The organism is Acinetobacter sp. GD03645 (assembly GCF_029845285.1).
GTDB classification, from domain to species: Bacteria; Pseudomonadota; Gammaproteobacteria; order Pseudomonadales; family Moraxellaceae; genus Acinetobacter; species Acinetobacter corruptisaponis.
Genome location: NZ_JAOCLL010000002.1, coordinates 14,647 through 38,999 on the forward strand (window position 1 = coordinate 14,647; position 24,353 = coordinate 38,999).

Below are 24,353 nucleotides of genomic sequence, written 5' to 3' on the forward strand. Positions count from 1 at the left end.
ATAAGTTGTGGCATCATCACATGGTTCTTATCATAAAATTCACTACGTAGAACAGACGACTACAGTTCCAGCTTTAATAAGAGATTTTTTAGCTGAACATTAGATTGATATAGATGCCAATCAAAGAAAATGATCAATTTAATCTGATGTAATAATCATATGAAGCAGAAAAGCTAAGCTTTATTTCCTGTTTTAAATGACCAATAAAAAAGGTCGGTTAAAAAACCGACCTTTTTTGAACAACTGAGCTGCTCTTGGACGTGAAAGTATTATTTTACTTCACGGTCTACAAGTTCAACGTAAGCCATTGGTGCAGCATCACCTGCACGGAAGCCCGCTTTAAGAACACGTAGATAACCGCCGTTACGCTCTTTGTAACGAGGGCCAAGAACGGTAAATAATTTACCAACAGTTGCTGCAGAACGAGTACGAGCAAACGCTAAACGACGGTTTGCTACTGTATCGTTTTTAGCTAAAGTGATTAAAGGCTCAGCAACGCGGCGAAGTTCTTTCGCTTTAGGCAAAGTTGTTTTAATTAACTCATGCTCAACCAAAGCATTTGTTAAATTTTGGAACAACGCCTTACGATGGCTGCTTGTACGGCCTAATTTCACACCACTATTACGATGACGCATGGTGATAGTCCTACTTAATTAACGGCTACGATAGGCAAAACGGTCATCCATACGGAGGCTAGCTGGTGGCCAGTTCTCCAAACGCATGCCGAGTTGTAAACCTTTCGATGCCAAAACATCTTTGATCTCTGTTAACGATTTTTTACCTAGGTTTGGAGTTTTCAACAACTCAACCTCAGTACGTTGAACAAGATCACCAATGTAGTAAATATTTTCTGCCTTCAAACAGTTAGCAGAACGAACAGTTAGCTCGAGATCATCTACTGGACGAAGCAAGATTGGGTCAACTTCTTCGCGCGGTTCCTGAGCCACAGGAGTTTGGTCTTTCTGAAGATCAACAAAGATTGCAATTTGTTGTTGCAAGATTGTTGCCGCTTTGCGGATCGCTTCCTCAGGATCAACTGTTCCGTTGGTTTCAAGATCGATTACGAGTTTATCAAGATCGGTACGTTGTTCTACACGCGCATTTTCTACGGTATAAGACACACGCTTAATCGGGCTATAAGACGCATCTAACTGTAAACGGCCTACTGGACGTGTTTCACCTTCAGGGAAACGTGAGTCAGATGTTTCATAACCACGACCTTGAGCAACTTTAAGGCGCATTTTCAATGAACCAGAAGAACTCAAAGTACCGATTAAATGATCAGGGTTAACCACTTCAACATTATGAGGCAAACGGAGGTCAGCTGCTGTTACGTCACCTGCACCCTGCTTTTCCAATGTTAAATATGCTTCGTTTTGATCGAACAGCTTAATAGACAATCCTTTTAGGTTCAGCAAGAGCTCGACGATGTCCTGCTGCAAGCCTTCTAAAGTACTGTACTCGTGCTCGACGCCTTCTATTTCTACTTCAACCACAGCAGCGCCAGGCAAAGAAGACAATAGAATGCGACGTAAAGCATTACCTAGAGTATGACCAAAGCCACGCTCCAAAGGTTCCAGAATCACTTTTGCCGAGGTCCCGCTCACCGCTTCGACCTTGATCGCTTGCGGAGTTAGAAACTCGTTTGCAGTACGCGTCATTTATTGCTACCTCAAGGATTATTTAGAATACAATTCTACAATCAAGCTTTCGTTGATTTCAGCAGGTAGATCAGAACGATCAGGTGCAGCTTTGAACGTACCTTCCAACTTAGAATGATCAACTTCCATCCAAGCAGGGAGACCACGTTGAGCAGCTAATTCAATTGCATTTTTGATACGCAATTGTTGTTTAGCGCCTTCATGAACCGCAATTACATCACCCGCTTTTACTTGAATAGACGCAATGTTTACACGACGGCCATTTAAAGTAATAGAACGGTGACTAACTAACTGACGAGCTTCTGCACGTGTAGAACCAAAACCCATGCGATAAACAACGTTGTCCAGACGGCTTTCAAGCAATTTCAACAAGTTTTCACCTGTTGCGCCTTTAACACGAGCTGCTTCTTTATAGTAGTTACTAAATTGACGCTCTAACACACCGTACATACGACGTACTTTTTGTTTTTCACGTAATTGTAGTGAATACTCAGATTGTTTACCACCACGAGCCGCACCATGTTGACCAGGTGCTTTGTTCGCTTTTTTAGTTTTTACATCAAACGGTTTAACGCCTGATTTAAGTTGCAGGTCTGTCCCTTCGCGACGAGAGAGTTTGCATTTTGGACCAATATAACGAGCCATGAATGTTTCTCCTTACACGCGACGTTTTTTAGGTGGACGGCAACCGTTGTGAGGAATTGGAGTCACATCGGTAATGCTGTTAATCTTATAACCCACTGCGCCTAATGCACGAACCGCAGACTCACGACCTGGACCAGGACCTTTCACAAGGACGTCCAGATTTTTCAAACCGTAATCCAAAGCTGCTTTACCAGCAACTTCAGCAGCTACTTGAGCAGCGAACGGAGTTGATTTACGTGAACCACGGAAGCCTTGTCCACCTGAAGTGGCCCAAGCCAATGCATTACCTTGACGATCGGTAATCGTTACAATGGTGTTATTAAAAGACGCGTGAATGTGTGCAACACCTTCAGAGACGGTACGAGTGACCTTCTTGCGTGTGCGAGTATCTTTAGCCATCTTTTAGCTTCCAGAAATCTTACTTTTTAATCGGTTTGCGCGGACCTTTACGGGTACGTGCGTTAGTTTTGGTGCGTTGTCCGCGAACAGGCAAGCTGCGACGATGACGAAGACCGCGGTAGCAGCCTAAATCCATTAAACGTTTGATGTTCATGGAAATTTCGCGACGTAAATCACCTTCGGTCGGAACCTTGGCAACTTCTGCACGAATCGCATCAAGCTGAGCATCATCTAATTCACGAATTTTCGTGGTTTCAGTGATACCTACAGCAGCTAAGATATTCTTAGCAGTGTGGCGACCGATACCAAAAATATACGTGAGAGAGATAACAGCATGCTTGTTATCCGGAATGTTTACACCGGCAATACGAGCCATTCAATTTTCTCCAAAAAGGCAGTCAAGATAATCAACCGCCCCACAAAAATCTTGAGGGGCGGATAATAACCTAATTAGCCTACTGAAATCAACAGGTCTTAATTAAATTAACCTTGACGCTGCTTATGACGAGGTTCTGCGCTACAAATCACGCGAATAACCCCATTACGACGGATAACTTTGCAGCTACCACAAATTTTCTTTACAGAAGCTTGTACTTTCATGATGAAACCTCTAAGTGCGCTTATCCCTTAGGATGAGCAGTCGTTTTTCTCATTAACGTTTGGTCATCATATTGATGCGAGGTAAGGTGCGCCTGAAGTTGCGCCATAAAGTCCATTACCACAACCACCACAATCAGCAACGATGTTCCACCCAAATGGAATGGTATACCAAATGAACTTTGCAGTACCATCGGCATCAAGCATACGACTGTAATGTAAATTGCACCAATAAATGTCAAACGGTTAAGAATATGATCTAAATAACGAGCCGTTTGCTCACCTGGGCGGATACCAGGCACATATGCTCCGCTACGCTTTAAGTTTTCTGAAACTTCTTTCGGGCTGAACACCAGCGCAGTATAGAAATAACAGAAGAAAATAATTAACGCGCCAAAGAGCATTAAATACAACGGCTGTCCAGGCGATAACACCAATGCCAGATCTTGCAGACTACGTTTTACAATCCCTGCATTTGGATCAGCACTTCCCAACCATTGTCCCAAGCTCGCTGGAAATAGTAACAATGAGCTTGCAAAAATTGCTGGAATCACACCCGCCATATTAATTTTTAGTGGCAAATGCGTTTGCTGTGCAGTAAATACACGACGACCTTGCTGCTTTTGAGCATAGTTTACTGGAATACGACGCTGTGCCTTTTCAATAAACACAATCGCAGCGAGGACTGCCAACGATAATAAACCGAATACAGCCAAACCAATTAAACTGCCTTGACCATTCTGAACAGACGAAAACGACTGAATCACGAGATTTGGCAAACCTGCCACAATACCCGCAAAAATGATCATGGAGATACCATTACCAACACCACGTTCGGTAATCTGCTCCCCTAGCCACATCAAAAACATTGTTCCCGCAACCAACGAAGTGACTGCTGGAACATAGAATGCCAGACCTGAAGTCAGGGTAATTCCCTGACTGATCAGGCCAGCACACATACCCACCCCTTGCACAAGTGCAAGCAGCAGGGTGCCGTAACGCGTATATTGATTGATCTTACGCTTGCCCTGTTCGCCTTCTTTTTTCAAAGCTTCCAGCGAAGGAACCACAGTTGACATCAACTGCACGATAATCGATGCAGAGATATACGGCATGATTCCCAACGCCAGAATTGACATGCGTTCCAACGCACCGCCAGAGAACATGTTAAATAAACCTAAGAAAGTACCTTCATTAGCTTTAAAAAACCGTGCTAGCGCTACGTTATCAATACCTGGCAACGGAATATGCGCTCCTAGTCGAAAGACCAATAACGCGCCAATCAAAAACATTAATCGACGAATAATTTCACGGTATTTCACATGAAATGGTTGGCCTTTCATCATGTTTACATGACCAGTAGAACTAGGAGTCATAGACACTCGAGATTACTCCTCGACTTTACCGCCAGCAGCTTCAACAGCAGCTTTAGCGCCTTTAGTCAACGCAACACCTTGTACAGTGAACGCGCGAGTGATTTCACCAGACAGCACGATGCGAGCACGAGTTTGGTCACGACGAACAACATTCGCAGCTTTTAAGGTTTCAAGGCTAACAACATCACCTTCAACCTTATTCAACTCAGACAAGCGTACTTCAGCAGTTTTCAAAGCGATTTGGCTAGTGAAACCGAATTTAGGCAAACGACGGTAAAGTGCTGTTTGACCACCTTCAAAGCCTGGACGAGTACCACCACTTTTACGTGAGTTTTGACCCTTGATACCACGACCACCAGTCTTACCAACGCCAGAACCGATACCACGGCCCAGACGACGGTGTTCACGCTTAGCACCTTCTGCAGGTGCAAGTTCATTTAAACGCAGAGTCATGGCTTATTCCTCTACACTAACCATATAGTAGACTTTGTTGATCATACCGCGGTTAGAAGGCGTGTCCTGCACTTCTACAGTATGACCAATACGACGCAGACCTAAACCCTGTAGGCAAAGTTTATGATTTTTTAAACGATGCGAAGAAGATTTAGTCTGGGTAACTTTAATCGTTTTCATGATTGATTACCCTTGAATTTCTTCTACTGACTTACCACGTTTCGCAGCGACTTTCTCAGGAGAAGTCATATCACGCAAACCTTTGAAAGTTGCGTTTACCACGTTGGCAGCATTAGTAGAACCATAACATTTAGCAAGTACGTTATGTACACCTGCAGCTTCAAGAACGGCACGCATAGCACCACCAGCGATTACGCCAGTACCTTCTGAAGCAGGTTGCATGTATACACGGCTTGCACCATGACGAGCATTCACAGGGTGTTGTAAAGTAGTCCCCGCGAGGTCTACAGTGATCATGTTGCGACGAGCAGCTTCAAGCGCCTTAGAAATAGCAGCTGGAACTTCACGTGCCTTACCACGACCAAAACCTACACGACCATTACCATCACCCACAACAGTTAATGCTGTGAAAGAGAAGATACGACCACCCTTAACAACCTTGGCTACACGATCAACGGCAACCAGCTTTTCAACGAGACCTTCGTTTTGTTCAACTTTCGCCATGATTAGAACTCCAAGCCGCCTTCACGGGCAGCATCAGCCAAGGCTTTGATACGACCATGATATTTAAAACCAGAACGGTCAAATGCAACTTTCGTTACACCTGCTGCTTTCGCACGTTCTGCGATTAAAGCACCAACTTTTGTTGCTGCATCGATGTTACCAGTCGCACCGCTACGCAATGATGCATCCAAAGTTGAAGCTTGCGCTAAAACTTTGCCACCATCTGCTGAGATAACTTGTGCATAGATGTGACGCGGCGTGCGGTTGACACACAAACGAGTCGCACCCAATGCACGAATGTGCAAGCGTGTGCTTTTCGCACGACGCAAACGGGATTGTTTCTTTTCGTTCATAAGAACCTCGCGCCTTATTTCTTCTTAGCTTCTTTACGAAGAATAACTTCATCCGAATAACGAACACCTTTACCTTTATATGGTTCAGGAGAACGGTACGCACGGATTTCCGCTGCCACTTGACCTAACAACTGCTTGTTTGCTGATTTCAGGATGATTTCAGTCGCAGTTGGAGTTTCCGCTGTTACCCCTTGAGGTAAAGCGTAGTCAATTGGGTGTGAGTAACCGAGTGCTAGGTTAACAACGTCACCTTTCACCGCAGCTTTATAACCAACACCAACGAGCTGTAACTTACGTTCGAAGCCTTCGCTAACACCTTTTACAAGGTTATTCAATACAGCGCGAGCAGTACCAGCCTGCATCCAGGCATCTTTCGACTCTTTCACTGGAGCAAGTTGAAGTTTACCTTCTTCCTGTTTAAGCTCGACCAGCGCATGCAGGTTGAAAGACAATGTACCTTTGCTGCCTTTCACTTCGACCTGCCGGCCGTTCTGAGTAACTGTTACACCATTAGGTACAGTTACTGGGGCTTTAGCCACACGAGACATGAGGAATCACCTATTAAGAAACAAAAGCAATAACTTCACCACCAACGCCCGCAGCACGTGCAGCGCGATCAGTCATGATGCCTTTGCTTGTAGAAACAATTGCAATACCTAAACCTTGCTTAACGCTTGGAAGTTTATCTTTACCACGGTATTGGCGAAGACCTGGACGGCTTACGCGCTTAACCATTTCGATAACTGGTTTGCCTTCGAAATATTTTAACGTAATAGTCAAAGTAGATTTTGTCTCTTCTTGAGCCACTTCTACATTTGAAATATAACCTTCTTGTTGAAGTACGTTTGCAATAGCAACCTTCAACTTAGAAGAAGGCATAGAAACAGTTTGTTTCTTTGCCATTTGTGCGTTACGAACACGGGTTAGCATGTCGGCAACGGTATCTTGCATACTCATTTAGTCGCTCCTTACCAGCTTGCCTTAACTACGCCTGGTACATCACCCTGCATTACTGTGTCACGTAATTTGTTACGGCTTAGACCGAACTTACGGAAGTAACCATGAGGACGACCAGTTAAACCACAGCGGTTACGAAGACGTACTGGAGATGCATTACGTGGCAATGCTTGTAACTTTAACATCGCTTCGAAACGTTCCTCGTCACTTGCGTTTACATTTGCAATCGTTGCTTTTAATTCAGCACGTTTTGCAGCGTATTTAGCAACTGTCTTTTCGCGTTTCAATTCGCGATTAATCATACCTTTCTTAGCCATATCGACCTCTTATTTGAACGGGAAGCCGAATGCACGCATAAGCGCACGGCCTTCGTCATCGCTACGAGCAGTGGTCGTAATAGTGATGTCTAAACCACGGATACGATCAATTTTGTCAAAATCGATTTCTGGGAAAACGATCTGCTCTTTTAAGCCCATTGAGTAGTTGCCACGACCATCAAATGATTTTGAAGAAAAACCACGGAAGTCACGGATACGAGGGATTGCGATCGAGATCAAACGATCCAGGAATTCGTACATCTGGTCGCCACGTAAAGTAACTTTACAACCAATTGGCCAACCATCACGGATTTTGAAACCAGCGATTGATTTACGCGCAAGGGTCACAACTGGCTTTTGACCAGCAATGAGTTGCATGTCAGCTACAGCGCCTTCCAATAATTTCTTATCAGTTGCAGCTGCGCCTACACCCATGTTCAGGGTGATTTTGGTGATGCGAGGAATCTCCATCACATTCTTAATGCCAAGTTCTTCTTTTAACTTCGCTTTAAGTTCGTCATTGTAACGTGCTTTAAGTCTGGCCATTGCCTTTTCAACCTATTACTTCGCTGCCGCCACTGATTCACCATTTGATTTATAAACGCGAGTTTTCACGCCATCAATCGTTTGGTAACCAACACGGTCAGCCTTTTGGGTTGTAGCATTAAAAATTGCCACGTTTGAAATATGAAGCGTCGCCTCTTGTGTTACGATGCCGCCTTCAGCGCCAGTAGCACGGTTTGGTTTTTGATGCTTCTTCACTAAGTTAAGGCCTTCAACCTTAACTCGGTCTTCAGAAACAGACAAAACAGTACCCTGTTTGCCTTTTTCTTTACCTGCGATCACGATTACTTGATCGCCTTTTTTAATCTTAGCCATGATTGCCTCTTATAGAACTTCAGGAGCCAATGAAATGATTTTCATGAACTGTTCAGTACGAAGTTCACGAGTCACTGGTCCGAAGATACGAGTCGCAATCGGAGCTTTGTTGTTGTTCAAAATAACAGCAGCGTTATCGTCGAAACGAATCACTGAACCATCTGGACGACGGATGCCAAATTTTGTACGAACAACTACAGCATTCATCACGTCACCTTTTTTAACACGTGCGCGTGGAATTGCTTCTTTTACAGTAACTTTAATAATGTCGCCAACAGAAGCATAACGACGATGTGAACCACCTAGTACTTTGATACATTGTACGCGGCGTGCACCACTGTTGTCTGCTACGTCGAGCATACTTTCGGTTTGAATCATTGCCCTACTCCAAAACCGAGCATCACCGGTCGCAATTTCGAAAGGCTCAAAGAGTACTCGAAATTGTCCGATGATGCAACAAGAACGTCTAATTACTCAGCAGCTGCTTCAACGACTTCCACTAAAGTCCAAGCTTTAGTTTTAGAAATTGGGCGGCTTTCTTTGATGGTCACCAAGTCGCCAGTTTTAGCAACATTGTTCTCATCATGAGCGTGTAGTTTAGTTGAACGGCGGATTGATTTGCCATACAACGGGTGTTGAACACGGCGTTCAATAAGCACAACAATAGACTTGTCCATTTTGTCGCTTACAACACGGCCTGTTAACGTGCGGACTGTTTTTTCACTCATTGTCCGTTCCCCTGTTTTTCGGTAAGGAGTGTCTTGATACGAGCAATTGTTTTACGAGCAATTTGCACTTCGTGCGATTTGCCTAGTTGACCAGTTGCTTTCGCCATACGAAGACGGAATTGGTTAAGCTGTTGCTCATCAAGCAACGCTTTCAACTCTTCTACCGACTTTTCACGTAGATCTTTAGTTTTCATTACATCACCGTCCGAGTCACGATAGTGGTTTTAAACGGGAGTTTAGCGGCAGCCAATTCAAAAGCTTCACGCGCCAACTCGTCGCTCACACCTTCAATTTCGTACAGGATCTTACCTGGCTGAATCTGACACACCCAGTATTCCACACTACCCTTACCTTTACCCATACGAACTTCTAATGGCTTTTCGGTAATTGGTTTGTCTGGGAATACGCGGATGAAGATTTTACCACCACGCTTAATACGACGGCTAATGGTACGACGGCAAGCTTCAATCTGACGCGCAGTCATGCGACCACGTTCAGTTGCTTTAATTGCAATCGAACCAAATGATACTGTACTACCACGATGCGCTAGACCAGTGTTACGGCCTTTGTGCACTTTACGGAATTTGGTACGTTTAGGTTGCAACATGGATTATTCTCCCTTGTCAGCAGCACGGTCATTACGACGTCCACGACGTTGTTCCTGACCTTCACCACGACCACGACCACGTTTAGCTGGACGTTCTTCAGCAGGAGCAGGGTTCATGACTTGTTTCATGCCACCCAGGATCTCACCACGGAAAATCCATACTTTAACGCCGATCGTACCGTAAGTTGTTTCTGCACGCATAGTTGCATAGTCGATGTCTGCACGAAGCGTATGCAAAGGTACACGACCTTCACGATACCATTCAGTACGAGCGATCTCTGCACCACCTAAACGGCCAGAAACTTCAACTTTGATACCTTTTGCGCCAGCACGCATGGTGTTTTGAACCGCACGCTTCATAGCACGACGGAACATTACACGCTTTTCCAATTGAGAAGCGATTGCTTCAGCAACTAGACGTGCGTCCAAGTCTGGGCGATCGATTTCATTGATGCTGACTTGCGCTGGAACACCCATGATGTTGGTGAGTTCGCGCTGTAATTTTTCAATATCTTCGCCTTTTTTACCGATCACGATACCAGGACGAGCAGTGCTAATTGTTACCTTAGCAGCGCCTGTAGGACGTTCGATAAGAATGTTGCTTACCATCGCGTTCTTAAGTTTTTTAGTTAAAAACTCACGAACCTGAAGATCTTTAAGCAAGTATTCAGCGTATTGTTTCGGACTCGCATACCAGTTAGCGTTATGGCGTTTCACAACACCCAGGCGGATACCGATTGGATGAACCTTCTGACCCATATCAAACCCCTACCTTAACGGTGATGTGACAAGTACGCTTAGTAATACGGTCTGCACGGCCTTTGGCACGTGGCAGGATACGTTTAAGGCTCATGCCTTCATCAACGTAGATCGTAGTTACTTTAAGGTCATCAACATCTAAGCTGTTGTTGTGTTCAGCATTGGCGATTGCAGACTCAAGTGCCTTTTTAACAAGCACAGCCGCTTTCTTGTTGCTGAAGTTTAAAATGTCTAGCGCGCGCGCAACCGATTTACCACGGATCAAATCAGCAACTAAACGTGCTTTCTGTGCCGAGATAGCGGCACCGCGTAATTTTGCAGTTACTTCCATCATAGCACCTATTAACGTTTAGACTTCTTATCAACACCGTGACCACGATAGGTACGAGTTGGCGCGAATTCACCTAGTTTATGACCAACCATGTGTTCAGTGATGATCACTGGAACGTGGTTACGGCCATTGTGAACAGAAATTGTTAAACCAACAAAGTCTGGCAGGATCATTGAACGACGTGACCAAGTTTTGATCGGCTTACGGTTGTTTGCAGCAATTGCCGCTTCAACTTTAGCGAACAGGTGCGCGTCGACGAATGGACCTTTTTTTAATGAACGAGGCATTAGTCAGATTCCTTTACTTGACGCGACGGTCGCGAATAATCATCTTAGTCGTACGCTTGTTGGTACGTGTCTTGTACCCTTTCGCTTTTTGACCCCATGGGCTTACAGGTTGAATACCCTTGCTACGCCCTTCACCACCACCGTGCGGGTGGTCAACTGGGTTCATTGCCATACCACGTACGGTAGGACGAACACCACGCCAGCGTGAAGCACCAGCTTTACCCAATGAACGCAGGTTGCTTTCCTGGTTAGAAACTTCACCAATGACAGCGCGACATTCAACATGGATTTTACGCATTTCACCAGAACGTAAACGAACGATAGCGTAAGAACCATCACGACCCAACAATTGAACTGAAGTACCAGCAGAACGTGCTAACTGAGCACCTTTACCGATTTTAAGTTCAAGGTTATGAAGAGTAGAACCGATTGGCATGTTGCGAAGTGGCAGGCAGTTACCTGGACGAATTGGAGCATCGTTACCAGATTGAACTTTATCACCAGCACGCAGGCCTTTAGGCGCAATGATGTAACGACGTTCGCCGTCAGCATATTTCAACAAAGCAATATGCGCTGTACGGTTAGGATCGTATTCGATACGCTCTACAGTCGCTGGAATACCATCTTTGTTACGTTTAAAGTCAACAATACGGTAGTTTTGTTTATGACCACCACCCACGTGACGTGTAGTGATGTGACCATTGTTATTACGACCACCAGTACGTTTTTTAGCTTCTACCAACGGTGCATAAGGCGCGCCTTTGTGAAGATGGTCATGAACCACTTTCTCTACAAAGCGACGTCCTGGAGACGTTGGCTTACATTTTTGAATTGGCATAATTTTCGTCCTTATTCCGCTGCGTTGTCAGCGGTATCGCCCAAGTCAGCCATTTCAACATCTTGGCCAGCTTTCAGGGTGACGTATGCTTTTTTAACATCAGAACGGCGTCCCAATGTCTTACCAAAGCGTTTTGTTTTACCCTTAGTGATTGTTGTGTTTACTTTAACAACTTCAACACCAAAGAGTTGTTCAACTGCTTTCTTGATTTCAAGCTTGTTTGCATTTAATGCAACCTTAAACACCTGAACACCAGCAGTATCACCTAAAACTTGTGCTTTTTCTGAGAATACTGGTCCTTGTAGGACTTGATATAGACGTTCGTTGTTCATCCGAGTTCTACCTCAATTTTCTTAGCAGCAGCTACAGACATGACAACTTTATCGAATGCGATCAAGCTAACAGGATCAATTGCAGTTGCATCTACCACATCAACGTGTGGAAGGTTGCGCGCTGCAAGATATAAGTTCTCATCTACAGCATCTGTAACGATCAATGCACGAGTTGCATTCAAGTCGTTCAATTTAGCAAGCAAGTCTTTGGTTTTAGGAGCAGCAACAGCAAACTCTTCAACCAATACAAGACGATCCTGGCGAACAAGTTCAGCCAAAATACATTGCATTGCACCGCGATACATCTTACGGTTTACTTTTTGAGACCAATCCTGTGGGCGAGCAGCAAAAGTTTTACCACCACCAACCCAGATTGGGCTACGAATAGAACCCGCACGAGCGCGACCAGTACCTTTTTGACGGAATGGCTTTTTACCACCACCAGAAACATCTGCACGTGATTTGTGAGCACGAGTACCTTGACGGCCACCAGCTAGATAAGCTGTAACAACCTGGTGTACAAGAGCTTCGTTAAATTCACGACCAAAAGCAACTTCTGATAATTCAACCGCAGCGCCAGAAACAGTTTTTAAATTCATTCTATTTCACCTTACGCTTTGATGGTAGGACGTACAATCACGTCACCATTCGTTGCACCAGGGATTGCACCTTTAACAACTAAAACAGAACGTTCAGCGTCAATAGATACGATTTCAAGACCTTGAACCGTTACGCGTTCATCACCTAGGTGACCAGCCATTTTCTTGCCTTTGAACACGCGACCAGGTGTCTGGTTTTGACCTGTAGAACCTAATACACGGTGAGATACAGAGTTACCATGTGTAGCGTCTTGCGTACGGAAGTTCCAACGCTTAACACCACCCTGGAAGCCTTTACCTTTAGACTGACCAGTGACATCAACAATTTGACCCACTGTGAACAGATCAACACCGATAGAACCACCAACTTCACGGCCTTCAAGCTCAGCTTCAGTAACACGGAACTCTTTAACCAGACGACCAGCAGCAACACCCGCTTTCGCGAAGTGGCCTTTCTGAGCGTTAGTTACGCGCGATTCGCGACGTTCACCAGTAGTTACTTGAATTGCTTGATAACCATCAGTTTCAAGTGTTTTGATTTGCGTAATGCGGTTTGGATCGACTTCGATCACTGTTACTGGAACAGAAACACCTGCTTCAGTAAAGATGCGAGTCATACCACATTTGCGACCGACTAAACCAATAGCCATGTGCATAAACCTCTAAAAAAGCGGCCTAATTAACTTAGAGTTAATTAACCGAAAGCCTTAACCCAAAGCGATCTGAACATCAACACCAGCAGCAAGATCCAACTTCATCAATGCATCAACAGTTTTATCTGTTGGTTGAACAATGTCGATCAGGCGTTTATAAGTGCGGATTTCATACTGGTCACGAGCGTCTTTGTTGACGTGTGGTGAAGTAAGAACGTTGAAGCGTTCGATGCGAGTAGGCATCGGGATTGGACCACACACCTGTGCGCCAGTACGCTTAGCGGTTTCTACGATCTCTTGAGCAGATTGATCAATCAGGCGATGATCAAAAGACTTCAAACGGATACGAATTCTCTGGTTAGACATACCAGTAAACTCCAAGCCAAATATATAAAGAATCACCCATGACGCACCTCACCTTTTGGCAAGTGTCAAGGGCAGTGAAATTCACTAAGGTCGTGATCGATGCCAGGACTGTAATGCGTTGACTACTTTCTTCGTAGAAAACGCCCTCCATTTGAGGGTCGCCCATTGTAGCGATTGTTTAAGTCTTATGCAATTCTTCTTTTCTTTTTTTGGCCTTAAAGCCCGCCTATGCGCTCACCACATAGTCAATCGCCTGATTCAGCAGGATATTGCCCTGTTCGAATTTGCTTTGATTGGATTTTTTCAACTCTGCAATGGATTGTACATACTCCCCATTAAATACCGCCATATCCTCCTCATTTTCAATCAATAGCTGCAAAGCGTGCGGTGTCATTTCTGGATGGAACTGAAAACCCAGAACATTCCGCCCTATTTGATAAAGCTGGTTACGACACACCCTGTTTTCCGCTAGACGCACACCACCTTTAGGGATTTCAAAGGTTTCACTATGCCATTGCATAATGTTAATTTTCTCGGGAATTTGAAAGCAATGTTCTGGAACGGAAGATGCCCGTCCCACATCCATCCAGCCCAGTTCCTGCTGAGGATTGCGACTCACCGCCGCGCCCAGTGCATTGGCAATGAGCTGCCCACCCAGACACAACCCTATCGCGGGCTTGCCTGCGGCCAGATAGCGACGTAGCCAGCGTTTCTCCAGCCTGAGCCAAGGATAATTTGCCTCGTCGTTGACACTCATGGTTCCACCCATAATGATCAACAGGTCAACCTCATCCACACGAGGCAATGCCTCCAACTCAAGGGGTAAATCAACGGGCAAGGCAAAGAATTCTGTAGCGGTAATTTTTGCTTTATGTGCTTTCAGGAAGCTATAGCAACTTCCAAAACCCTCGCCTGCAATGTGCTGAAAATAATGCACTCTTAAATGCGACTTCATGCGCCAAAACCTGTTGTCGTTAGAATGATAATTAGTCTTAGCAAGAATAAAGCCAGTTTTGTGCTGACTCCCTACTCTGTACCGATTCTGTACAAAATATGCAAACCACTGGCAGGATTGTGTATTTTCTCTTAACCTAAACCATTATATTGCCTAGATTTTGCCCCATGACGACACACAATCATGCCCAAACTGATCTCATCCATGCACCACGCCAAGCCCCTCAATATATAGAAACCATCCAGCCTCCCCTATTTCGTGCATCCACCATTATTTTTAAAACCACGGCGCACCTTTTTGACCGTCACTGGACCGATCCCTACGACTATAGTTATGGTACACATGGCACCCCGACCACTTTCACCTTGGCAGACAATATTGCCCAGATTGAGGGTGGAAAATATTGCCTGCTTGCACCCAGTGGTTTATCTGCAATTAATTTGGTAAACAGTGCTTTTTTAAGCTCAGGTGATGAAGTTTGGGTGGCAGACAATATTTATGGACCAAACCTTGAGCATTTAAACAACCTGCAAGACCGCTATGCTATTCAGGTCAAGATTTACAACCCAATTGATGCGGAAAGCTTTCAGCCAACAGAAAAAAGTAAACTAATCTGGCTTGAAGCAGCAGGTTCAGTCACGCTGGAATTTCCAGATCTCAAAAATCTGGTTAAAAAAGCCAAACAGGCCAATGTTCTCACTGCTTTGGATAACACATGGGGTGCTGGACTGGCCTTTAATGCCTTTGATTTCTCTGATGAGCATCTTGCTGTTGATATGACGGTTCATGCATTGACCAAATACCCCAGCGGTGGTGGCGACATGCTGATGGGTTCAGTGGTCACGCTTGACCAACATCTGCATCATAAACTCTATCGTATGCACGCCATTCAAGGTATCTCCGTTTCTGGTGATGATACCGCACAAATCCAGCGTAGTCTGGCACATATGTCACTACGTTATGAACAGCAGTCAAAAAGTGCCTTAACCTTATTAGGCTGGTTAAAGCAACAACCCGAATTCAGTCAGGTGCTGCATCCAGCCCAGCCCGATTCCGCAGGTCATTCATTCTGGACAGAGGTTTGCACCACAGGTAAAAGTGCGGGGTTGGTCAGTGTTATTTTTAAGCCTGAATTTGATATTACCGCGATCCGTAAATTTTGCGACAGCCTCAAGCTGTTTAAACTTGGATTTAGCTGGGGCGGCCCTGTCAGCCTTGTCATGCTTTATGATTTAAAACAGATGCGTACGCTTGAAAATACACATTTACAACAAGGTTTATTGGTTCGCTTCTGTATAGGACTAGAACATCCACAAGATTTAATCCAAGATATTCAAAACGCATTAAAACAGCTCGAATGAGATAAAGAATAGGTGAAGAATGAGTACACCCATTGTTATTGCTAAAAAAACCACTGATACCACTCAAGATATTGTTTTACATTCGCAATTTGCCAATCGGCACGGTTTGATTGCAGGGGCGACAGGAACAGGTAAAACCGTGACGCTCAAGGTGCTTGCTGAAAGTTTCTCCCGTCTTGGTGTGCCTGTGTTTTTGGCTGATGCCAAAGGAGATGTTTCCAGTTTAGCCAAGGCAGGTGTAAGCAGTCCCAAATTTGATGAACGCCTAAAAACGCTGAATATTGAATCGGTGCCTTTTGCTGCATCACCCGTGATGTTCTGGGATTTGTTTGGTCAGCAGGGTCATCCAATTCGCACTACCATTTCGGAAATTGGTCCGTTATTGTTGGCGCAGATGCTGAATCTGAATGACACCCAGGAGGGTGTGCTCTCCGCAGTTTTCCGTATTGCAGATGATCAGGGCTTATTGCTGATTGATTTTAAAGACCTCAAGGCAATGTTGAGTTACGTCAGTGAAAATGCGGCTGAACTGAAAGCTGAGTATGGCAACCTTTCCCCAGCCAGTCTTGGGGCCATTCAACGTAATTTACTGGCTTTAGGTGATCAAGGCGGTGAGCAATTCTTTGGTGAACCTAGCCTGAATATTCTGGATTTTATCCAGACAGACAGCAATGGTCAGGGCTATATCAATATCCTCGCTGCGGATAAATTGATGAATACCCCCAAACTCTACGCCACATTCCTATTATGGATGCTTTCTGAGCTATTTGAGCAACTTCCAGAAGTTGGTGATATGGATAAGCCGAAACTGGTGTTCTTCTTCGATGAGGCTCATTTGTTATTTGACAATGCCAGTCCAGCCTTGCAACAGAAAATCGAACAGGTGGTTCGCCTGATTCGCTCCAAAGGTGTGGGGATTTATTTTATTACCCAAAACCCACTGGATTTGCCTGAAAGCGTTTTGGGCCAACTGGGTAACCGTGTGCAACATGCGCTACGTGCCTTTACCCCAAAAGACCAAAAGGCAGTGAAGACTGCGGCTGATACTTTCCGTGCCAATCCTGAATTTAGGGTTGATCAGGCCATTACCGAGCTGGCAGTCGGTGAAGCTTTAATTAGCTGTCTGGACGAACAAGGCACACCACAGATTGTGGAACGTGGCTGGGTCATGCCACCCTACTCTGCATTTAGTCCAATTAGCGCTGAAGAGCGTCAGGTGATTATTGGTCAGAGCATTGTCGCAGGTGTTTATGATCAGGCTGTTGATCGGGATAGTGCCTATGAACGATTACAACAAAAAGTATTGCAGCAGTCGCAACAGAAGCAGGCGGATGAGTTGGCAAAACAGCAGACCAAGGAACAGGAAGCTTTAGCTAAACAACAAGCCAAGGAACAGGAACGTTTTGCAAAAGAACAGCAAAAGGCCGCTGAAAAAGCCCAGCGTGACCGAGAGAAACTGACGCAGGATATTGTTGGAACCTTTGCCAAAAGTGCTGCACGTAGTCTGGGTGGTTCGACTGGTCAAAAAATTGTACGGGGTTTGCTGGGGTCATTATTTGGTAAACGCTAAATAAGAAAAACCACGTCAAAAGTCTGTTGGTAATTTTGATGAGATGATGGTTTACTTTTAAGTCCCCTTAACAACCTGAGATTTCAAATAGCAAAATCATCATCTCAACCCATTTCCACCCAAAACAGTACCAGCAATACAGTTAATGCCAACCGTGGTGCGACAGAAACCAGTCTGGATATGATCAAAATCAGGACAACCGTGGCAAATTGAATCCAATTATCTTTCCAAATAAAAACCAATACACGATATATCGATCACTTTAAACAAAAGCAAGGCAATCTTGATCTCAAAATGACATCCTGTTTCAACCGATTCCTCCATACATTAAGGCTCTTCTTTGCCAGCCATTCCAATAAATCCTCTTAATTTCCATCAAAAACAATGTTATAAATATATTCCATAAAAAAATTATGGTTTTTATTTAAATATATATTGCAAATCCATATTTAAAAATGTATTTTAAATACATCTTATAGATGATAGCCAAGAGAGATCAAAAATGACTCCACAGCAAATTGACCTAGTAAAAGCAACTGTACCTGTACTTCGTGAAAACGGTGTGGCACTGACTGGTTATTTCTATAACCGCATGTTGGGCAATAATCCTGATTTAAAGGAAACCTTTAACATGGGACACCAACGCAGTGGTGCCCAGGCTCAGGCTCTTGCAGGCGCTGTGTTGGCATACGCGGAAAATATTGAGGATCCATCTGTGCTGTTGCCTGTGGTTGAACTCATTGCCCACAAGCATGTCAGCCTGAATATTCAGTCACCTGACTACGGTATTGTGGGTGAAAACCTACTCCATTCAATCAGTGAAGTGCTCAGCATTTCAATGGAAGATCCATTGATTGCGGCATGGGCTGCGGCTTATGGTCAACTGGCTGAACTGTTTATCAACACTGAAAAAGCCATTTATGACCAGCATCAACAAACCAAAGGCAGTTGGTTAGGCTGGCGTACTTTTAAAATCGCCAAGAAAGTGGTTGAAAGTGATGAAATCACCTCTTTCTACCTTGCACCTGTCGATGGTGGTGAGTTGCCAAAATATGAAGCGGGTCAATACATTTCAGTACGTGTATTTGTTGAGGAACTGGGTTTAAGACAGCCACGTCAATATACCTTGTCAACCAGTCCACAAGCAGACTACCTACGTATTTCAGTCAAGCGTGAAGATGAAAAAGGTGATTTGGCAGGTGGTTGGGTATCAAGCACTTTACATGGCTTGGCTGAGGGTTCAGAAATTGAGGTGTCTGCACCTACAGGCAACTTCTACCTGATTGATAGCAAAAAACGTAATGTGTTTATCAGTGGTGGTGTTGGCTTAACTCCAATGATTGCCATGCTGAATCAATTGGTGACAGAAGATATGCCTCAACCTGTCAGCTTTATTCATGCCTGCCGTAGCAGTCAGGTGCATGCCATGAAACAGCATATTCATGAATTAAAGGCAAAATATCCACGCCTGAGCACATTTACTGCCTATGAGTTTCCACATGAGGGCGATGTACTGGCTGAAGATTATGATGTTGCTGGCCGTCTGGATTTAGCAGCGATGGATGCCGCTTTACTGCCAATCAATGCAGATTACTATCTCTGTGGTCCAATGCCGTTTATGGCGGAACAGCATAAGGCACTGGTTGCCCGTGGTATTCCTGCCGAAAACATTCATAGCGAGGCATTCGGTACAGGTGGGGTTCGATTGAGCTAATCTGTCCTGCGTTTTGTATAAGGCTAGCCTGTGATAGACTAGCCTTTTCTATTTCAAGCAATCGATTGAGTGAAACCATGCAACTCAATAAATTTACTGATTATGCGCTCAGAATTTTGATGTATATCGCTCGCCCGAGTGATGTACCGTACACGATTGCCGATATTGCGCAAGACCTGCATGTGTCACAAAACCATCTGGTTAAAATCGTTCACTTCATGGGCAAACAGCAGTGGATTGTCACCACGCGTGGCAAGGGCGGTGGCATCCGTCTTAATCCAGCAGCCAGACAGCTTAAACTAGGTGAAATCGTTCGTATCTTGCAGGGCAACCATCAAATTGTAGAATGTAACACTCCTCCTTGTGTGCTACGTTCGCACTGTGGTCTGAAAGGTATACTGGATCAGGCACTGGAATGTTTTTATCAGAGTCTTGACCAGTACACGCTGGATGAAGTCCTGCAACACAGTATCCTGCCCTCCTCGCCAAGCTCAAACATTGATTTTTTACAGCTGATTCAAAAAGCCTAGCCACAATCTGGCGATGAGATTCGCACCAATCGCTGACATCCTCTATAATAGTCATTGCTATTTCAATTCAAAAGTAAGCTTCTATGCGTCGTAGTGAAAAATCGAAAGATACCAAAGCCAGACTCGCACCTAAGCAAAAAATCAGTTATGAAAAAAAGATGGACCCTGCTATCACCGAATATGCAGTCCAGTCTTTAAATTGGTTACGCCAAGCTGAATTTTTAATGAGTGCGCCAAAACTGGCTTTATGCGTAGAAGATACAGGCTACGAAATTGCATTTGCTGGCCGTTCAAACGCTGGAAAATCGAGTGCAATCAATGCACTGACCAATCAAAAGCAGTTGGCGCGTGCCTCTAAAAGACCTGGCCGTACCCAGATGATCAACTTTTTTAGCTTGGGCAATCCAGAGCAGCGTCTGGTTGACTTACCTGGTTATGGTTATGCGGCTGTACCTGAAGCGATGAAGATCGTTTGGCAGAAAGAACTGGAAAACTACCTCATCCACCGTAAAAGCCTACAGGGTTTGGTATTGTTGATGGATATCCGCCATCCATTGCAACATTTCGACCTGATGATGCTGGAATGGGCACACTCACGTCATTTATTTGTGCATATTCTTTTAACCAAGGCCGATAAACTGAATCGTGGCCCTGCCAACAAGACCCTGCTGGAAGTCAAACAGCAATTGAAGAAAATGAAACTGGACTTCTCGATTCAATTGTTCTCTTCCCTCAACCGAATTGGCCTGGAAGAGCTCGCCAGTGTGATGGCAGGCCGTCTAAACTATACCCTCAATCAAACTGCTGAATTTGACCTCAGCCAGATCCCTGAAGCATCAGAAACGGACATTCAAGAGTAAAAAATGCATTTCATGCAACTTGATGCATAAAATAATTTTTAATTGTCCTGAATTGCTAAACACAACTACATGGATGTTTTCATATACTGCTAGTGTTGGTTCATTGCACTATCGATTAGGACTAAACGATGAAATTACTATCATTTGTGAAGAACAAAGTTCTTGGTTCTTCGATTGACTATAAAATTCTCCCACGCAAGGTAAAGTTTGACTGGGAAAACACGCCAGTAGACTGGATTCCTAACCAGCCTTTTGCCAGTTATTTTATTAATGAGATTAATAACATTCTACCTGCTGGTGAGTTCTGGTTTTGCCGCCTGTACAACAAGGTGCTTCCGCAAATCACTGATGAAAAATTAAAGGAAGATGTTCAGGCTTTTATTCGTCAGGAAGCTATGCACGCTGTGGCGCACACCTCTGCGAACAAGGAATATCTCAGCCAGCGCAATATTGATATTCAGCGCAACCTCGACATTATGGACTTCCTGTTCACCAAGGCTTTGGCAGACAAACCATTTGGCAAGGAAATTCCAAAGGCCCTTGACCATCAATGGGACTTGTTCCGTCTGGGTGTAATCGCAACCGTCGAACACATGACCTGTGTACTGGGTAAATATGCGCTTTACAACAAGCGCTGGGCGGAACTTGGTGCAGACCCTGAAATGCTGGATTTAATCAAGTGGCATGGTTCTGAAGAAATCGAGCACCGTACTGTTGCATTTGACCTTTACCGTCATTTGGGCGGTGGTTATGTCGCACGCTACTACCTCAGTGTTGCCGTGATTATTGGTGTACTGGGCTTGTGGGTGGATGGTGCAGCGCACATCATGAGTCAGGACCCGCGTTTTGCAGATAAAAAACCAAGCCTGTTCAAACCGTGGATCTGGATCGAATGGTCAAAGATTGCGCTTCAGGATTCCAAGATTCTGCCAGGTCCAGCCTGGTTGGTCGCCCAGCAGCTTGATTACCTCATGCCGTGGTACGACCCTGTAAAAGAGGGCAATACCCAGGATGCCGTGAATTATCTCAATAACTCACCAGCGGCAAAACGTGCCTTGCAGCCAGCAGCATAATTAATTCAAATAAAAAAGCAGGAGTCATCTCCTGCTTTTTTATTGCCAGAATTTAACTTGATTCAGCCTCTGCCTGTTTGGCATAACGATCAACCACCACACTGATCATCATGTCACCCTGCACATTGACCACGGTACGTACTGTATCCAGCACACGGTCAATCGGTAGTAAAATCGCAATGGCTTCCGCAGGTAGTCCAACCGACTGCAATACCATAATCATGGTGACCATGCCTGCGCTTGGAATACCTGGTGCACCCAAAGATGCGATCATGGCGGTTAGACAGACAATAATTTGCTGGGTCAAACTCAAGTCCAAACCCATCAGGTTGGCGATAAACAAGGCAGCGGCAGCTTCATACAGCGCCGTACCATCCATGTTGAGCTGTGTGCCCAAGGGAATGACAAAACCCGCAGTTTGTGGTCGTACGCCCAAATTTTCCTGGGCACATTGCATACTCAGTGGCATGGTTGCGGAACTTGAGCTGGTTGCAAATGCTGTGACCAAGGCGGTACGGGTTCCGCGAAAAAAGGTCATCGGGTTCATCTTTCCAAAAATCCACAGCAAGGCAGGTAAAACCACCACGCCGTGGAAAATCGTGGTGCCCGTCACCACCACTGCAAACTCAGCCAGACGGCTCAGCACGGAAAGGTCTTCGATTGCAATCAGCTTGGCAAGCAGGGCAAAAATCCCAATTGGCGCAAGTCGCATCACCCAGCTCACCAGCAGCATCATAATGTTGAAGAATTGCTGACTGAGCTTCCGCACCTGGGCAAAACTTTCCCCACCCTTGACCAATGCCGCGCCAATGAACAATGCAAACAGCACAACCGCGAGTACATTGCCCTCACTAAATGCCTTAAAGGGATTAATCAGGGTGTTTTGGATAAAGTTGGTAAAAAAGCTGGAGGGGGTCAGGGTATCAGGGGTTTGGTGGTTCTGGATTTCTGCCTGAAAAAGGCTGATGTCAATGCCCTTGCCCACCTCAAACAGATGCGCACAGCCAATCCCTAAAATCAGTGCCAGTGTGGTCGTGGTAAAACAGCACAATACAGTGATTTTCCAGACCCGTCCAAATTGTCCGCCTGCCTGTAAATTGGAAACGCCAACCACAATTGAGCTAAAGATCAGGGGAATCAGCAGCATTTTCAACAAGCCAATAAAAATGCTGCTTAATATGCCCAAACCGTACAGGCTGTAATCGAAGAAAAGTGTTTGTGGATAGGCAATCAACAGGAAACCAAATGCCACACCCAGTATCGCGGCAATTAAAATTTGCGTATTTAGATTCATTGTGATGGATAAGGCATTTTTAACTTATTGGTACTATGGCACGCCCATGTTGAAGAATCGAGCAATTTTTTGTCACATGCTTATCATTAAAAAAACCATCAAAATGATGGTCTTCTTTTATCAATTCATATGTTACTGGGTTTCAATTTCCCTGAGCCGAATCAAGCCTTCCTGCACTGTGCTACAGACCAACTGACCATTTTGCCACATCCGTCCAAAGTTTAGCCCACGCGAACTGGCACTGATGGTTGCCTCCATATCGTAGAGCATCCAGTCATCTGCACGCAGTGGACGATGGAAATAAATGGTGTGGTCAATACTGGCACATTGTAGATTTGGAGAAATCCATGAAAGACCATGTGGACGCAATGCCGTGGTCATCAAGGTAAAATCTGAATAGAACGCAACGATGGCCTGATGTAACGAAATTTCGTCAATGTTCTGAGGAATTTGATCATGGGTACGAATGTAATGTGCGTAATACGGCGCCTCTGGTTGTGGGGCAAATGGATTGACCAATTGAGTTGGCCGAATTTCCACATGACGCTCACGCATAAAACTGGCACGGACATTTTCAGGCACAAAGTTGATCATGCTCTCTTTTAGTTCTTTTTCAGACTTTAGCTCCTCTGGCGCAGGGTACTCTGGCTCTTTATGCTGATAGTTCAATCCTTCTTCTGGATTGGCAAAAGATACCATTGCAGAAAAAATCGTACGTCCATGCTGGATCGCCCTGACTTGTCGGCTGGCGAAACTCTTTCCATCACGCAGGGGATCAACCTCATAAATGATGGGTGCATTCACGTCCCCGCCATAAAGGAAATAGGCATGCAGTGAATGTGCTGGACGATCTGTGGTGTAGGATGCGGCCCTTAACGCCTGCCCTAGCACCTGCCCGCCAAATACCCGTTTACCGACCAGATTGCGGCTGTTGCCCCGAAAGATATGTTCTTCAATCCGTTCCAGCGTCAATAATTCAACGAGTTCTTGAGTCAAAGCATTCATATAACCACCTTCCAACACCAATGAGGAGAAATCAACCCAGGCATGAGGACAGTTATAGTGCCACAATAAAACACTGTTTTTAGCTCATGCACAGGGCGAAGTCAGGACAATTCAGATCAACCGTCATGAGCAGCCTGACTTGATTGTGCCATAAATTCCAATAAATATGC

36 protein-coding genes and 1 pseudogene are annotated in these 24,353 nt (G+C 44.9%); 6 read left to right on the forward strand and 31 right to left on the reverse strand.

All coding sequences use genetic code 11. The features are described from left to right. Positions 1–269 precede the first annotated feature (269 nt). The 29 genes and pseudogenes from rplQ to N5J47_RS01665 all read right to left on the reverse strand — a co-directional run bounded on the left by rplQ (position 270) and on the right by N5J47_RS01665 (position 14,776). Positions 270–635 (reverse strand): 50S ribosomal protein L17, encoded by a 366-nt coding sequence (rplQ, locus tag N5J47_RS01525; RefSeq protein ID WP_004641032.1) that lies wholly within the window; start codon positions 633–635, stop codon positions 270–272. A gap of 18 nt (positions 636–653) precedes the next feature. Then, positions 654–1,661 (reverse strand): DNA-directed RNA polymerase subunit alpha, encoded by a 1,008-nt coding sequence (gene rpoA / locus N5J47_RS01530; protein ID WP_004660372.1) that lies wholly within the window; start codon positions 1,659–1,661, stop codon positions 654–656. Between the two features lie 18 nt (positions 1,662–1,679). Continuing rightward, positions 1,680–2,306: a 30S ribosomal protein S4 gene (gene rpsD, locus N5J47_RS01535; RefSeq protein ID WP_004678568.1), complete on the reverse strand. Its 627-nt coding sequence runs from the start codon at positions 2,304–2,306 to the stop codon at positions 1,680–1,682. Positions 2,307–2,318: 12 nt separating this feature from the next. Beyond that, a complete protein-coding gene (gene rpsK / locus N5J47_RS01540; protein WP_001040166.1) occupies positions 2,319–2,705 on the reverse strand; it encodes a 30S ribosomal protein S11 in 387 nt (128 codons plus the stop codon). Positions 2,706–2,724: 19 nt separating this feature from the next. Beyond that, positions 2,725–3,081 carry a 30S ribosomal protein S13 gene (rpsM, locus tag N5J47_RS01545; protein ID WP_000090815.1) on the reverse strand — a complete coding sequence of 119 codons (357 nt, stop codon included), beginning with the start codon at positions 3,079–3,081 and terminating at the stop codon, positions 2,725–2,727. Positions 3,082–3,188: 107 nt separating this feature from the next. Beyond that, a complete protein-coding gene (gene rpmJ / locus N5J47_RS01550; protein WP_000867907.1) occupies positions 3,189–3,305 on the reverse strand; it encodes a 50S ribosomal protein L36 in 117 nt (38 codons plus the stop codon). A gap of 20 nt (positions 3,306–3,325) precedes the next feature. Continuing rightward, positions 3,326–4,645 carry a preprotein translocase subunit SecY gene (secY, locus tag N5J47_RS01555; RefSeq protein WP_267980872.1) on the reverse strand — a complete coding sequence of 440 codons (1,320 nt, stop codon included), beginning with the start codon at positions 4,643–4,645 and terminating at the stop codon, positions 3,326–3,328. A gap of 45 nt (positions 4,646–4,690) precedes the next feature. Continuing rightward, complete coding sequence (rplO, locus tag N5J47_RS01560) at positions 4,691–5,131, reverse strand: 50S ribosomal protein L15 (RefSeq protein WP_267980668.1); 441 nt, start codon at positions 5,129–5,131, stop codon at positions 4,691–4,693. A gap of 3 nt (positions 5,132–5,134) precedes the next feature. Beyond that, positions 5,135–5,311 (reverse strand): 50S ribosomal protein L30, encoded by a 177-nt coding sequence (gene rpmD, locus N5J47_RS01565; RefSeq protein WP_000849088.1) that lies wholly within the window; start codon positions 5,309–5,311, stop codon positions 5,135–5,137. A 6-nt stretch (positions 5,312–5,317) separates the two neighbouring features. Continuing rightward, entirely contained in the window at positions 5,318–5,815 is a 498-nt protein-coding gene (gene rpsE, locus N5J47_RS01570) for a 30S ribosomal protein S5 (RefSeq protein WP_001141025.1), read from the reverse strand. Positions 5,816–5,817: 2 nt separating this feature from the next. Then, positions 5,818–6,168, reverse strand: coding sequence for a 50S ribosomal protein L18 (gene rplR / locus N5J47_RS01575; RefSeq protein WP_004678578.1), 351 nt, complete (start codon positions 6,166–6,168; stop codon positions 5,818–5,820). A 14-nt stretch (positions 6,169–6,182) separates the two neighbouring features. Next, positions 6,183–6,716 (reverse strand): 50S ribosomal protein L6, encoded by a 534-nt coding sequence (gene rplF / locus N5J47_RS01580; protein WP_267980670.1) that lies wholly within the window; start codon positions 6,714–6,716, stop codon positions 6,183–6,185. A gap of 13 nt (positions 6,717–6,729) precedes the next feature. Beyond that, positions 6,730–7,125: a 30S ribosomal protein S8 gene (gene rpsH / locus N5J47_RS01585; protein WP_002049732.1), complete on the reverse strand. Its 396-nt coding sequence runs from the start codon at positions 7,123–7,125 to the stop codon at positions 6,730–6,732. 11 nt (positions 7,126–7,136) lie between these two features. Continuing rightward, entirely contained in the window at positions 7,137–7,442 is a 306-nt protein-coding gene (gene rpsN, locus N5J47_RS01590; protein WP_001074624.1) for a 30S ribosomal protein S14, read from the reverse strand. Positions 7,443–7,451: 9 nt separating this feature from the next. Further along, the gene (gene rplE / locus N5J47_RS01595; RefSeq protein WP_004678582.1) at positions 7,452–7,988 is read right to left on the reverse strand and encodes a 50S ribosomal protein L5; all 537 of its coding nucleotides are present in this window, start codon (positions 7,986–7,988) and stop codon (positions 7,452–7,454) included. 15 nt (positions 7,989–8,003) lie between these two features. Beyond that, positions 8,004–8,321 carry a 50S ribosomal protein L24 gene (gene rplX / locus N5J47_RS01600; RefSeq protein WP_004760650.1) on the reverse strand — a complete coding sequence of 106 codons (318 nt, stop codon included), beginning with the start codon at positions 8,319–8,321 and terminating at the stop codon, positions 8,004–8,006. 9 nt (positions 8,322–8,330) lie between these two features. After that, the gene (gene rplN / locus N5J47_RS01605; RefSeq protein ID WP_004657680.1) at positions 8,331–8,699 is read right to left on the reverse strand and encodes a 50S ribosomal protein L14; all 369 of its coding nucleotides are present in this window, start codon (positions 8,697–8,699) and stop codon (positions 8,331–8,333) included. 92 nt (positions 8,700–8,791) lie between these two features. Further along, positions 8,792–9,049: a 30S ribosomal protein S17 gene (rpsQ, locus tag N5J47_RS01610; RefSeq protein ID WP_004760649.1), complete on the reverse strand. Its 258-nt coding sequence runs from the start codon at positions 9,047–9,049 to the stop codon at positions 8,792–8,794. Continuing rightward, positions 9,046–9,243, reverse strand: coding sequence for a 50S ribosomal protein L29 (gene rpmC, locus N5J47_RS01615; RefSeq protein ID WP_000849927.1), 198 nt, complete (start codon positions 9,241–9,243; stop codon positions 9,046–9,048). Before rpmC ends, rpsQ begins: the two co-directional genes overlap by 4 nt. Continuing rightward, the gene (gene rplP / locus N5J47_RS01620; protein ID WP_004678587.1) at positions 9,243–9,656 is read right to left on the reverse strand and encodes a 50S ribosomal protein L16; all 414 of its coding nucleotides are present in this window, start codon (positions 9,654–9,656) and stop codon (positions 9,243–9,245) included. The genes rpmC and rplP overlap by 1 nt, the downstream gene beginning before the upstream one ends. After that, a pseudogene (gene rpsC / locus N5J47_RS01625) lies at positions 9,596–10,415 on the reverse strand (30S ribosomal protein S3). Before rpsC ends, rplP begins: the two are co-directional and overlap by 61 nt. A 1-nt stretch (position 10,416) precedes the next feature. Next, positions 10,417–10,746, reverse strand: coding sequence for a 50S ribosomal protein L22 (gene rplV, locus N5J47_RS01630; RefSeq protein WP_004683272.1), 330 nt, complete (start codon positions 10,744–10,746; stop codon positions 10,417–10,419). Between the two features lie 11 nt (positions 10,747–10,757). Then, a complete protein-coding gene (gene rpsS, locus N5J47_RS01635) occupies positions 10,758–11,033 on the reverse strand; it encodes a 30S ribosomal protein S19 (protein WP_004678590.1) in 276 nt (91 codons plus the stop codon). A 13-nt stretch (positions 11,034–11,046) separates the two neighbouring features. Next, positions 11,047–11,871, reverse strand: coding sequence for a 50S ribosomal protein L2 (rplB, locus tag N5J47_RS01640; RefSeq protein WP_004678591.1), 825 nt, complete (start codon positions 11,869–11,871; stop codon positions 11,047–11,049). Positions 11,872–11,882: 11 nt separating this feature from the next. Then, positions 11,883–12,203 (reverse strand): 50S ribosomal protein L23, encoded by a 321-nt coding sequence (gene rplW / locus N5J47_RS01645; protein WP_004777441.1) that lies wholly within the window; start codon positions 12,201–12,203, stop codon positions 11,883–11,885. Then, positions 12,200–12,802, reverse strand: a complete 603-nt coding sequence (rplD, locus tag N5J47_RS01650) for a 50S ribosomal protein L4 (RefSeq protein WP_004683274.1) — start codon at positions 12,800–12,802, stop codon at positions 12,200–12,202. Before rplD ends, rplW begins: the two co-directional genes overlap by 4 nt. Positions 12,803–12,813: 11 nt before the next feature. Beyond that, positions 12,814–13,452 carry a 50S ribosomal protein L3 gene (gene rplC, locus N5J47_RS01655; protein WP_267980873.1) on the reverse strand — a complete coding sequence of 213 codons (639 nt, stop codon included), beginning with the start codon at positions 13,450–13,452 and terminating at the stop codon, positions 12,814–12,816. A 57-nt stretch (positions 13,453–13,509) separates the two neighbouring features. Further along, complete coding sequence (gene rpsJ / locus N5J47_RS01660) at positions 13,510–13,821, reverse strand: 30S ribosomal protein S10 (protein ID WP_000070912.1); 312 nt, start codon at positions 13,819–13,821, stop codon at positions 13,510–13,512. Positions 13,822–14,047: 226 nt separating this feature from the next. Then, a complete protein-coding gene (locus tag N5J47_RS01665) occupies positions 14,048–14,776 on the reverse strand; it encodes a type 1 glutamine amidotransferase (RefSeq protein ID WP_279958605.1) in 729 nt (242 codons plus the stop codon). A 167-nt stretch (positions 14,777–14,943) separates the two neighbouring features. Between N5J47_RS01665 and N5J47_RS01670 the strand changes: the two genes are divergently transcribed. The 6 genes from N5J47_RS01670 to N5J47_RS01695 all read left to right on the forward strand — a co-directional run bounded on the left by N5J47_RS01670 (position 14,944) and on the right by N5J47_RS01695 (position 21,884). Continuing rightward, complete coding sequence (locus N5J47_RS01670; RefSeq protein ID WP_279958606.1) at positions 14,944–16,137, forward strand: PLP-dependent transferase; 1,194 nt, start codon at positions 14,944–14,946, stop codon at positions 16,135–16,137. A 19-nt stretch (positions 16,138–16,156) separates the two neighbouring features. Continuing rightward, positions 16,157–17,707 carry a helicase HerA-like domain-containing protein gene (locus N5J47_RS01675; RefSeq protein WP_279958607.1) on the forward strand — a complete coding sequence of 517 codons (1,551 nt, stop codon included), beginning with the start codon at positions 16,157–16,159 and terminating at the stop codon, positions 17,705–17,707. Between the two features lie 502 nt (positions 17,708–18,209). Beyond that, positions 18,210–19,421 carry an NO-inducible flavohemoprotein gene (gene hmpA / locus N5J47_RS01680; RefSeq protein ID WP_279958608.1) on the forward strand — a complete coding sequence of 404 codons (1,212 nt, stop codon included), beginning with the start codon at positions 18,210–18,212 and terminating at the stop codon, positions 19,419–19,421. 77 nt (positions 19,422–19,498) lie between these two features. Then, the gene (locus N5J47_RS01685) at positions 19,499–19,951 is read left to right on the forward strand and encodes an Rrf2 family transcriptional regulator (RefSeq protein ID WP_279958609.1); all 453 of its coding nucleotides are present in this window, start codon (positions 19,499–19,501) and stop codon (positions 19,949–19,951) included. Positions 19,952–20,034: 83 nt separating this feature from the next. After that, the gene (yihA, locus tag N5J47_RS01690; protein ID WP_279958610.1) at positions 20,035–20,811 is read left to right on the forward strand and encodes a ribosome biogenesis GTP-binding protein YihA/YsxC; all 777 of its coding nucleotides are present in this window, start codon (positions 20,035–20,037) and stop codon (positions 20,809–20,811) included. Between the two features lie 128 nt (positions 20,812–20,939). After that, positions 20,940–21,884 (forward strand): metal-dependent hydrolase, encoded by a 945-nt coding sequence (locus N5J47_RS01695; RefSeq protein ID WP_279958611.1) that lies wholly within the window; start codon positions 20,940–20,942, stop codon positions 21,882–21,884. Between the two features lie 52 nt (positions 21,885–21,936). On the opposite strand, the gene N5J47_RS01700 is transcribed toward N5J47_RS01695, so the two are convergent. Continuing rightward, on the reverse strand, positions 21,937–23,178 hold the full coding sequence (locus N5J47_RS01700; protein WP_279958612.1) for a dicarboxylate/amino acid:cation symporter: 1,242 nt from the start codon (positions 23,176–23,178) through the stop codon (positions 21,937–21,939). 132 nt (positions 23,179–23,310) lie between these two features. After that, entirely contained in the window at positions 23,311–24,183 is an 873-nt protein-coding gene (locus N5J47_RS01705; protein ID WP_267980678.1) for an acyl-CoA thioesterase II, read from the reverse strand. Between the last annotated feature and the right edge of the window lie 170 nt (positions 24,184–24,353).

Excerpts from the sequence above, each read along its gene's own strand:
- N5J47_RS01695 (WP_279958611.1), top strand. The coding sequence starts at position 20,940 with ATGAAATTACTATCATTTGTGAAGAACAAAGTTCTTGGTTCTTCGATT.
- rpsJ (WP_000070912.1), bottom strand. The coding sequence starts at position 13,821 with ATGTCTAACCAGAGAATTCGTATCCGTTTGAAGTCTTTTGATCATCGC.
- secY (WP_267980872.1), bottom strand. The coding sequence starts at position 4,645 with ATGAAAGGCCAACCATTTCATGTGAAATACCGTGAAATTATTCGTCGA.
- N5J47_RS01685 (WP_279958609.1), top strand. The coding sequence starts at position 19,499 with ATGCAACTCAATAAATTTACTGATTATGCGCTCAGAATTTTGATGTAT.
- rplB (WP_004678591.1), bottom strand. The coding sequence starts at position 11,871 with ATGCCAATTCAAAAATGTAAGCCAACGTCTCCAGGACGTCGCTTTGTA.
- N5J47_RS01705 (WP_267980678.1), bottom strand. The coding sequence starts at position 24,183 with ATGAATGCTTTGACTCAAGAACTCGTTGAATTATTGACGCTGGAACGG.
- rpoA (WP_004660372.1), bottom strand. The coding sequence starts at position 1,661 with ATGACGCGTACTGCAAACGAGTTTCTAACTCCGCAAGCGATCAAGGTC.
- rpsH (WP_002049732.1), bottom strand. The coding sequence starts at position 7,125 with ATGAGTATGCAAGATACCGTTGCCGACATGCTAACCCGTGTTCGTAAC.
- rpsS (WP_004678590.1), bottom strand. The coding sequence starts at position 11,033 with ATGCCTCGTTCATTAAAAAAAGGTCCATTCGTCGACGCGCACCTGTTC.
- yihA (WP_279958610.1), top strand. The coding sequence starts at position 20,035 with ATGCGTCGTAGTGAAAAATCGAAAGATACCAAAGCCAGACTCGCACCT.
- hmpA (WP_279958608.1), top strand. The coding sequence starts at position 18,210 with ATGACTCCACAGCAAATTGACCTAGTAAAAGCAACTGTACCTGTACTT.
- rpmJ (WP_000867907.1), bottom strand. The coding sequence starts at position 3,305 with ATGAAAGTACAAGCTTCTGTAAAGAAAATTTGTGGTAGCTGCAAAGTT.
- rpsD (WP_004678568.1), bottom strand. The coding sequence starts at position 2,306 with ATGGCTCGTTATATTGGTCCAAAATGCAAACTCTCTCGTCGCGAAGGG.
- rpmD (WP_000849088.1), bottom strand. The coding sequence starts at position 5,311 with ATGAAAACGATTAAAGTTACCCAGACTAAATCTTCTTCGCATCGTTTA.
- rpsN (WP_001074624.1), bottom strand. The coding sequence starts at position 7,442 with ATGGCTAAGAAAGGTATGATTAATCGCGAATTGAAACGCGAAAAGACA.
- rpmC (WP_000849927.1), bottom strand. The coding sequence starts at position 9,243 with ATGAAAACTAAAGATCTACGTGAAAAGTCGGTAGAAGAGTTGAAAGCG.
- rplV (WP_004683272.1), bottom strand. The coding sequence starts at position 10,746 with ATGGAAGTAACTGCAAAATTACGCGGTGCCGCTATCTCGGCACAGAAA.
- rplO (WP_267980668.1), bottom strand. The coding sequence starts at position 5,131 with ATGACTCTGCGTTTAAATGAACTTGCACCTGCAGAAGGTGCTAAGCGT.
- rplP (WP_004678587.1), bottom strand. The coding sequence starts at position 9,656 with ATGTTGCAACCTAAACGTACCAAATTCCGTAAAGTGCACAAAGGCCGT.
- rplR (WP_004678578.1), bottom strand. The coding sequence starts at position 6,168 with ATGAACGAAAAGAAACAATCCCGTTTGCGTCGTGCGAAAAGCACACGC.
- rplN (WP_004657680.1), bottom strand. The coding sequence starts at position 8,699 with ATGATTCAAACCGAAAGTATGCTCGACGTAGCAGACAACAGTGGTGCA.
- N5J47_RS01675 (WP_279958607.1), top strand. The coding sequence starts at position 16,157 with ATGAGTACACCCATTGTTATTGCTAAAAAAACCACTGATACCACTCAA.
- N5J47_RS01665 (WP_279958605.1), bottom strand. The coding sequence starts at position 14,776 with ATGAAGTCGCATTTAAGAGTGCATTATTTTCAGCACATTGCAGGCGAG.
- rplQ (WP_004641032.1), bottom strand. The coding sequence starts at position 635 with ATGCGTCATCGTAATAGTGGTGTGAAATTAGGCCGTACAAGCAGCCAT.
- rplW (WP_004777441.1), bottom strand. The coding sequence starts at position 12,203 with ATGAACAACGAACGTCTATATCAAGTCCTACAAGGACCAGTATTCTCA.
- rplF (WP_267980670.1), bottom strand. The coding sequence starts at position 6,716 with ATGTCTCGTGTGGCTAAAGCCCCAGTAACTGTACCTAATGGTGTAACA.
- rplD (WP_004683274.1), bottom strand. The coding sequence starts at position 12,802 with ATGAATTTAAAAACTGTTTCTGGCGCTGCGGTTGAATTATCAGAAGTT.
- rplC (WP_267980873.1), bottom strand. The coding sequence starts at position 13,452 with ATGGCTATTGGTTTAGTCGGTCGCAAATGTGGTATGACTCGCATCTTT.
- rpsQ (WP_004760649.1), bottom strand. The coding sequence starts at position 9,049 with ATGAGTGAAAAAACAGTCCGCACGTTAACAGGCCGTGTTGTAAGCGAC.
- rpsM (WP_000090815.1), bottom strand. The coding sequence starts at position 3,081 with ATGGCTCGTATTGCCGGTGTAAACATTCCGGATAACAAGCATGCTGTT.
- rpsE (WP_001141025.1), bottom strand. The coding sequence starts at position 5,815 with ATGGCGAAAGTTGAACAAAACGAAGGTCTCGTTGAAAAGCTGGTTGCC.
- rplX (WP_004760650.1), bottom strand. The coding sequence starts at position 8,321 with ATGGCTAAGATTAAAAAAGGCGATCAAGTAATCGTGATCGCAGGTAAA.
- N5J47_RS01700 (WP_279958612.1), bottom strand. The coding sequence starts at position 23,178 with ATGAATCTAAATACGCAAATTTTAATTGCCGCGATACTGGGTGTGGCA.
- rpsK (WP_001040166.1), bottom strand. The coding sequence starts at position 2,705 with ATGGCTAAAGATACTCGCACACGCAAGAAGGTCACTCGTACCGTCTCT.
- N5J47_RS01670 (WP_279958606.1), top strand. The coding sequence starts at position 14,944 with ATGACGACACACAATCATGCCCAAACTGATCTCATCCATGCACCACGC.
- rplE (WP_004678582.1), bottom strand. The coding sequence starts at position 7,988 with ATGGCCAGACTTAAAGCACGTTACAATGACGAACTTAAAGCGAAGTTA.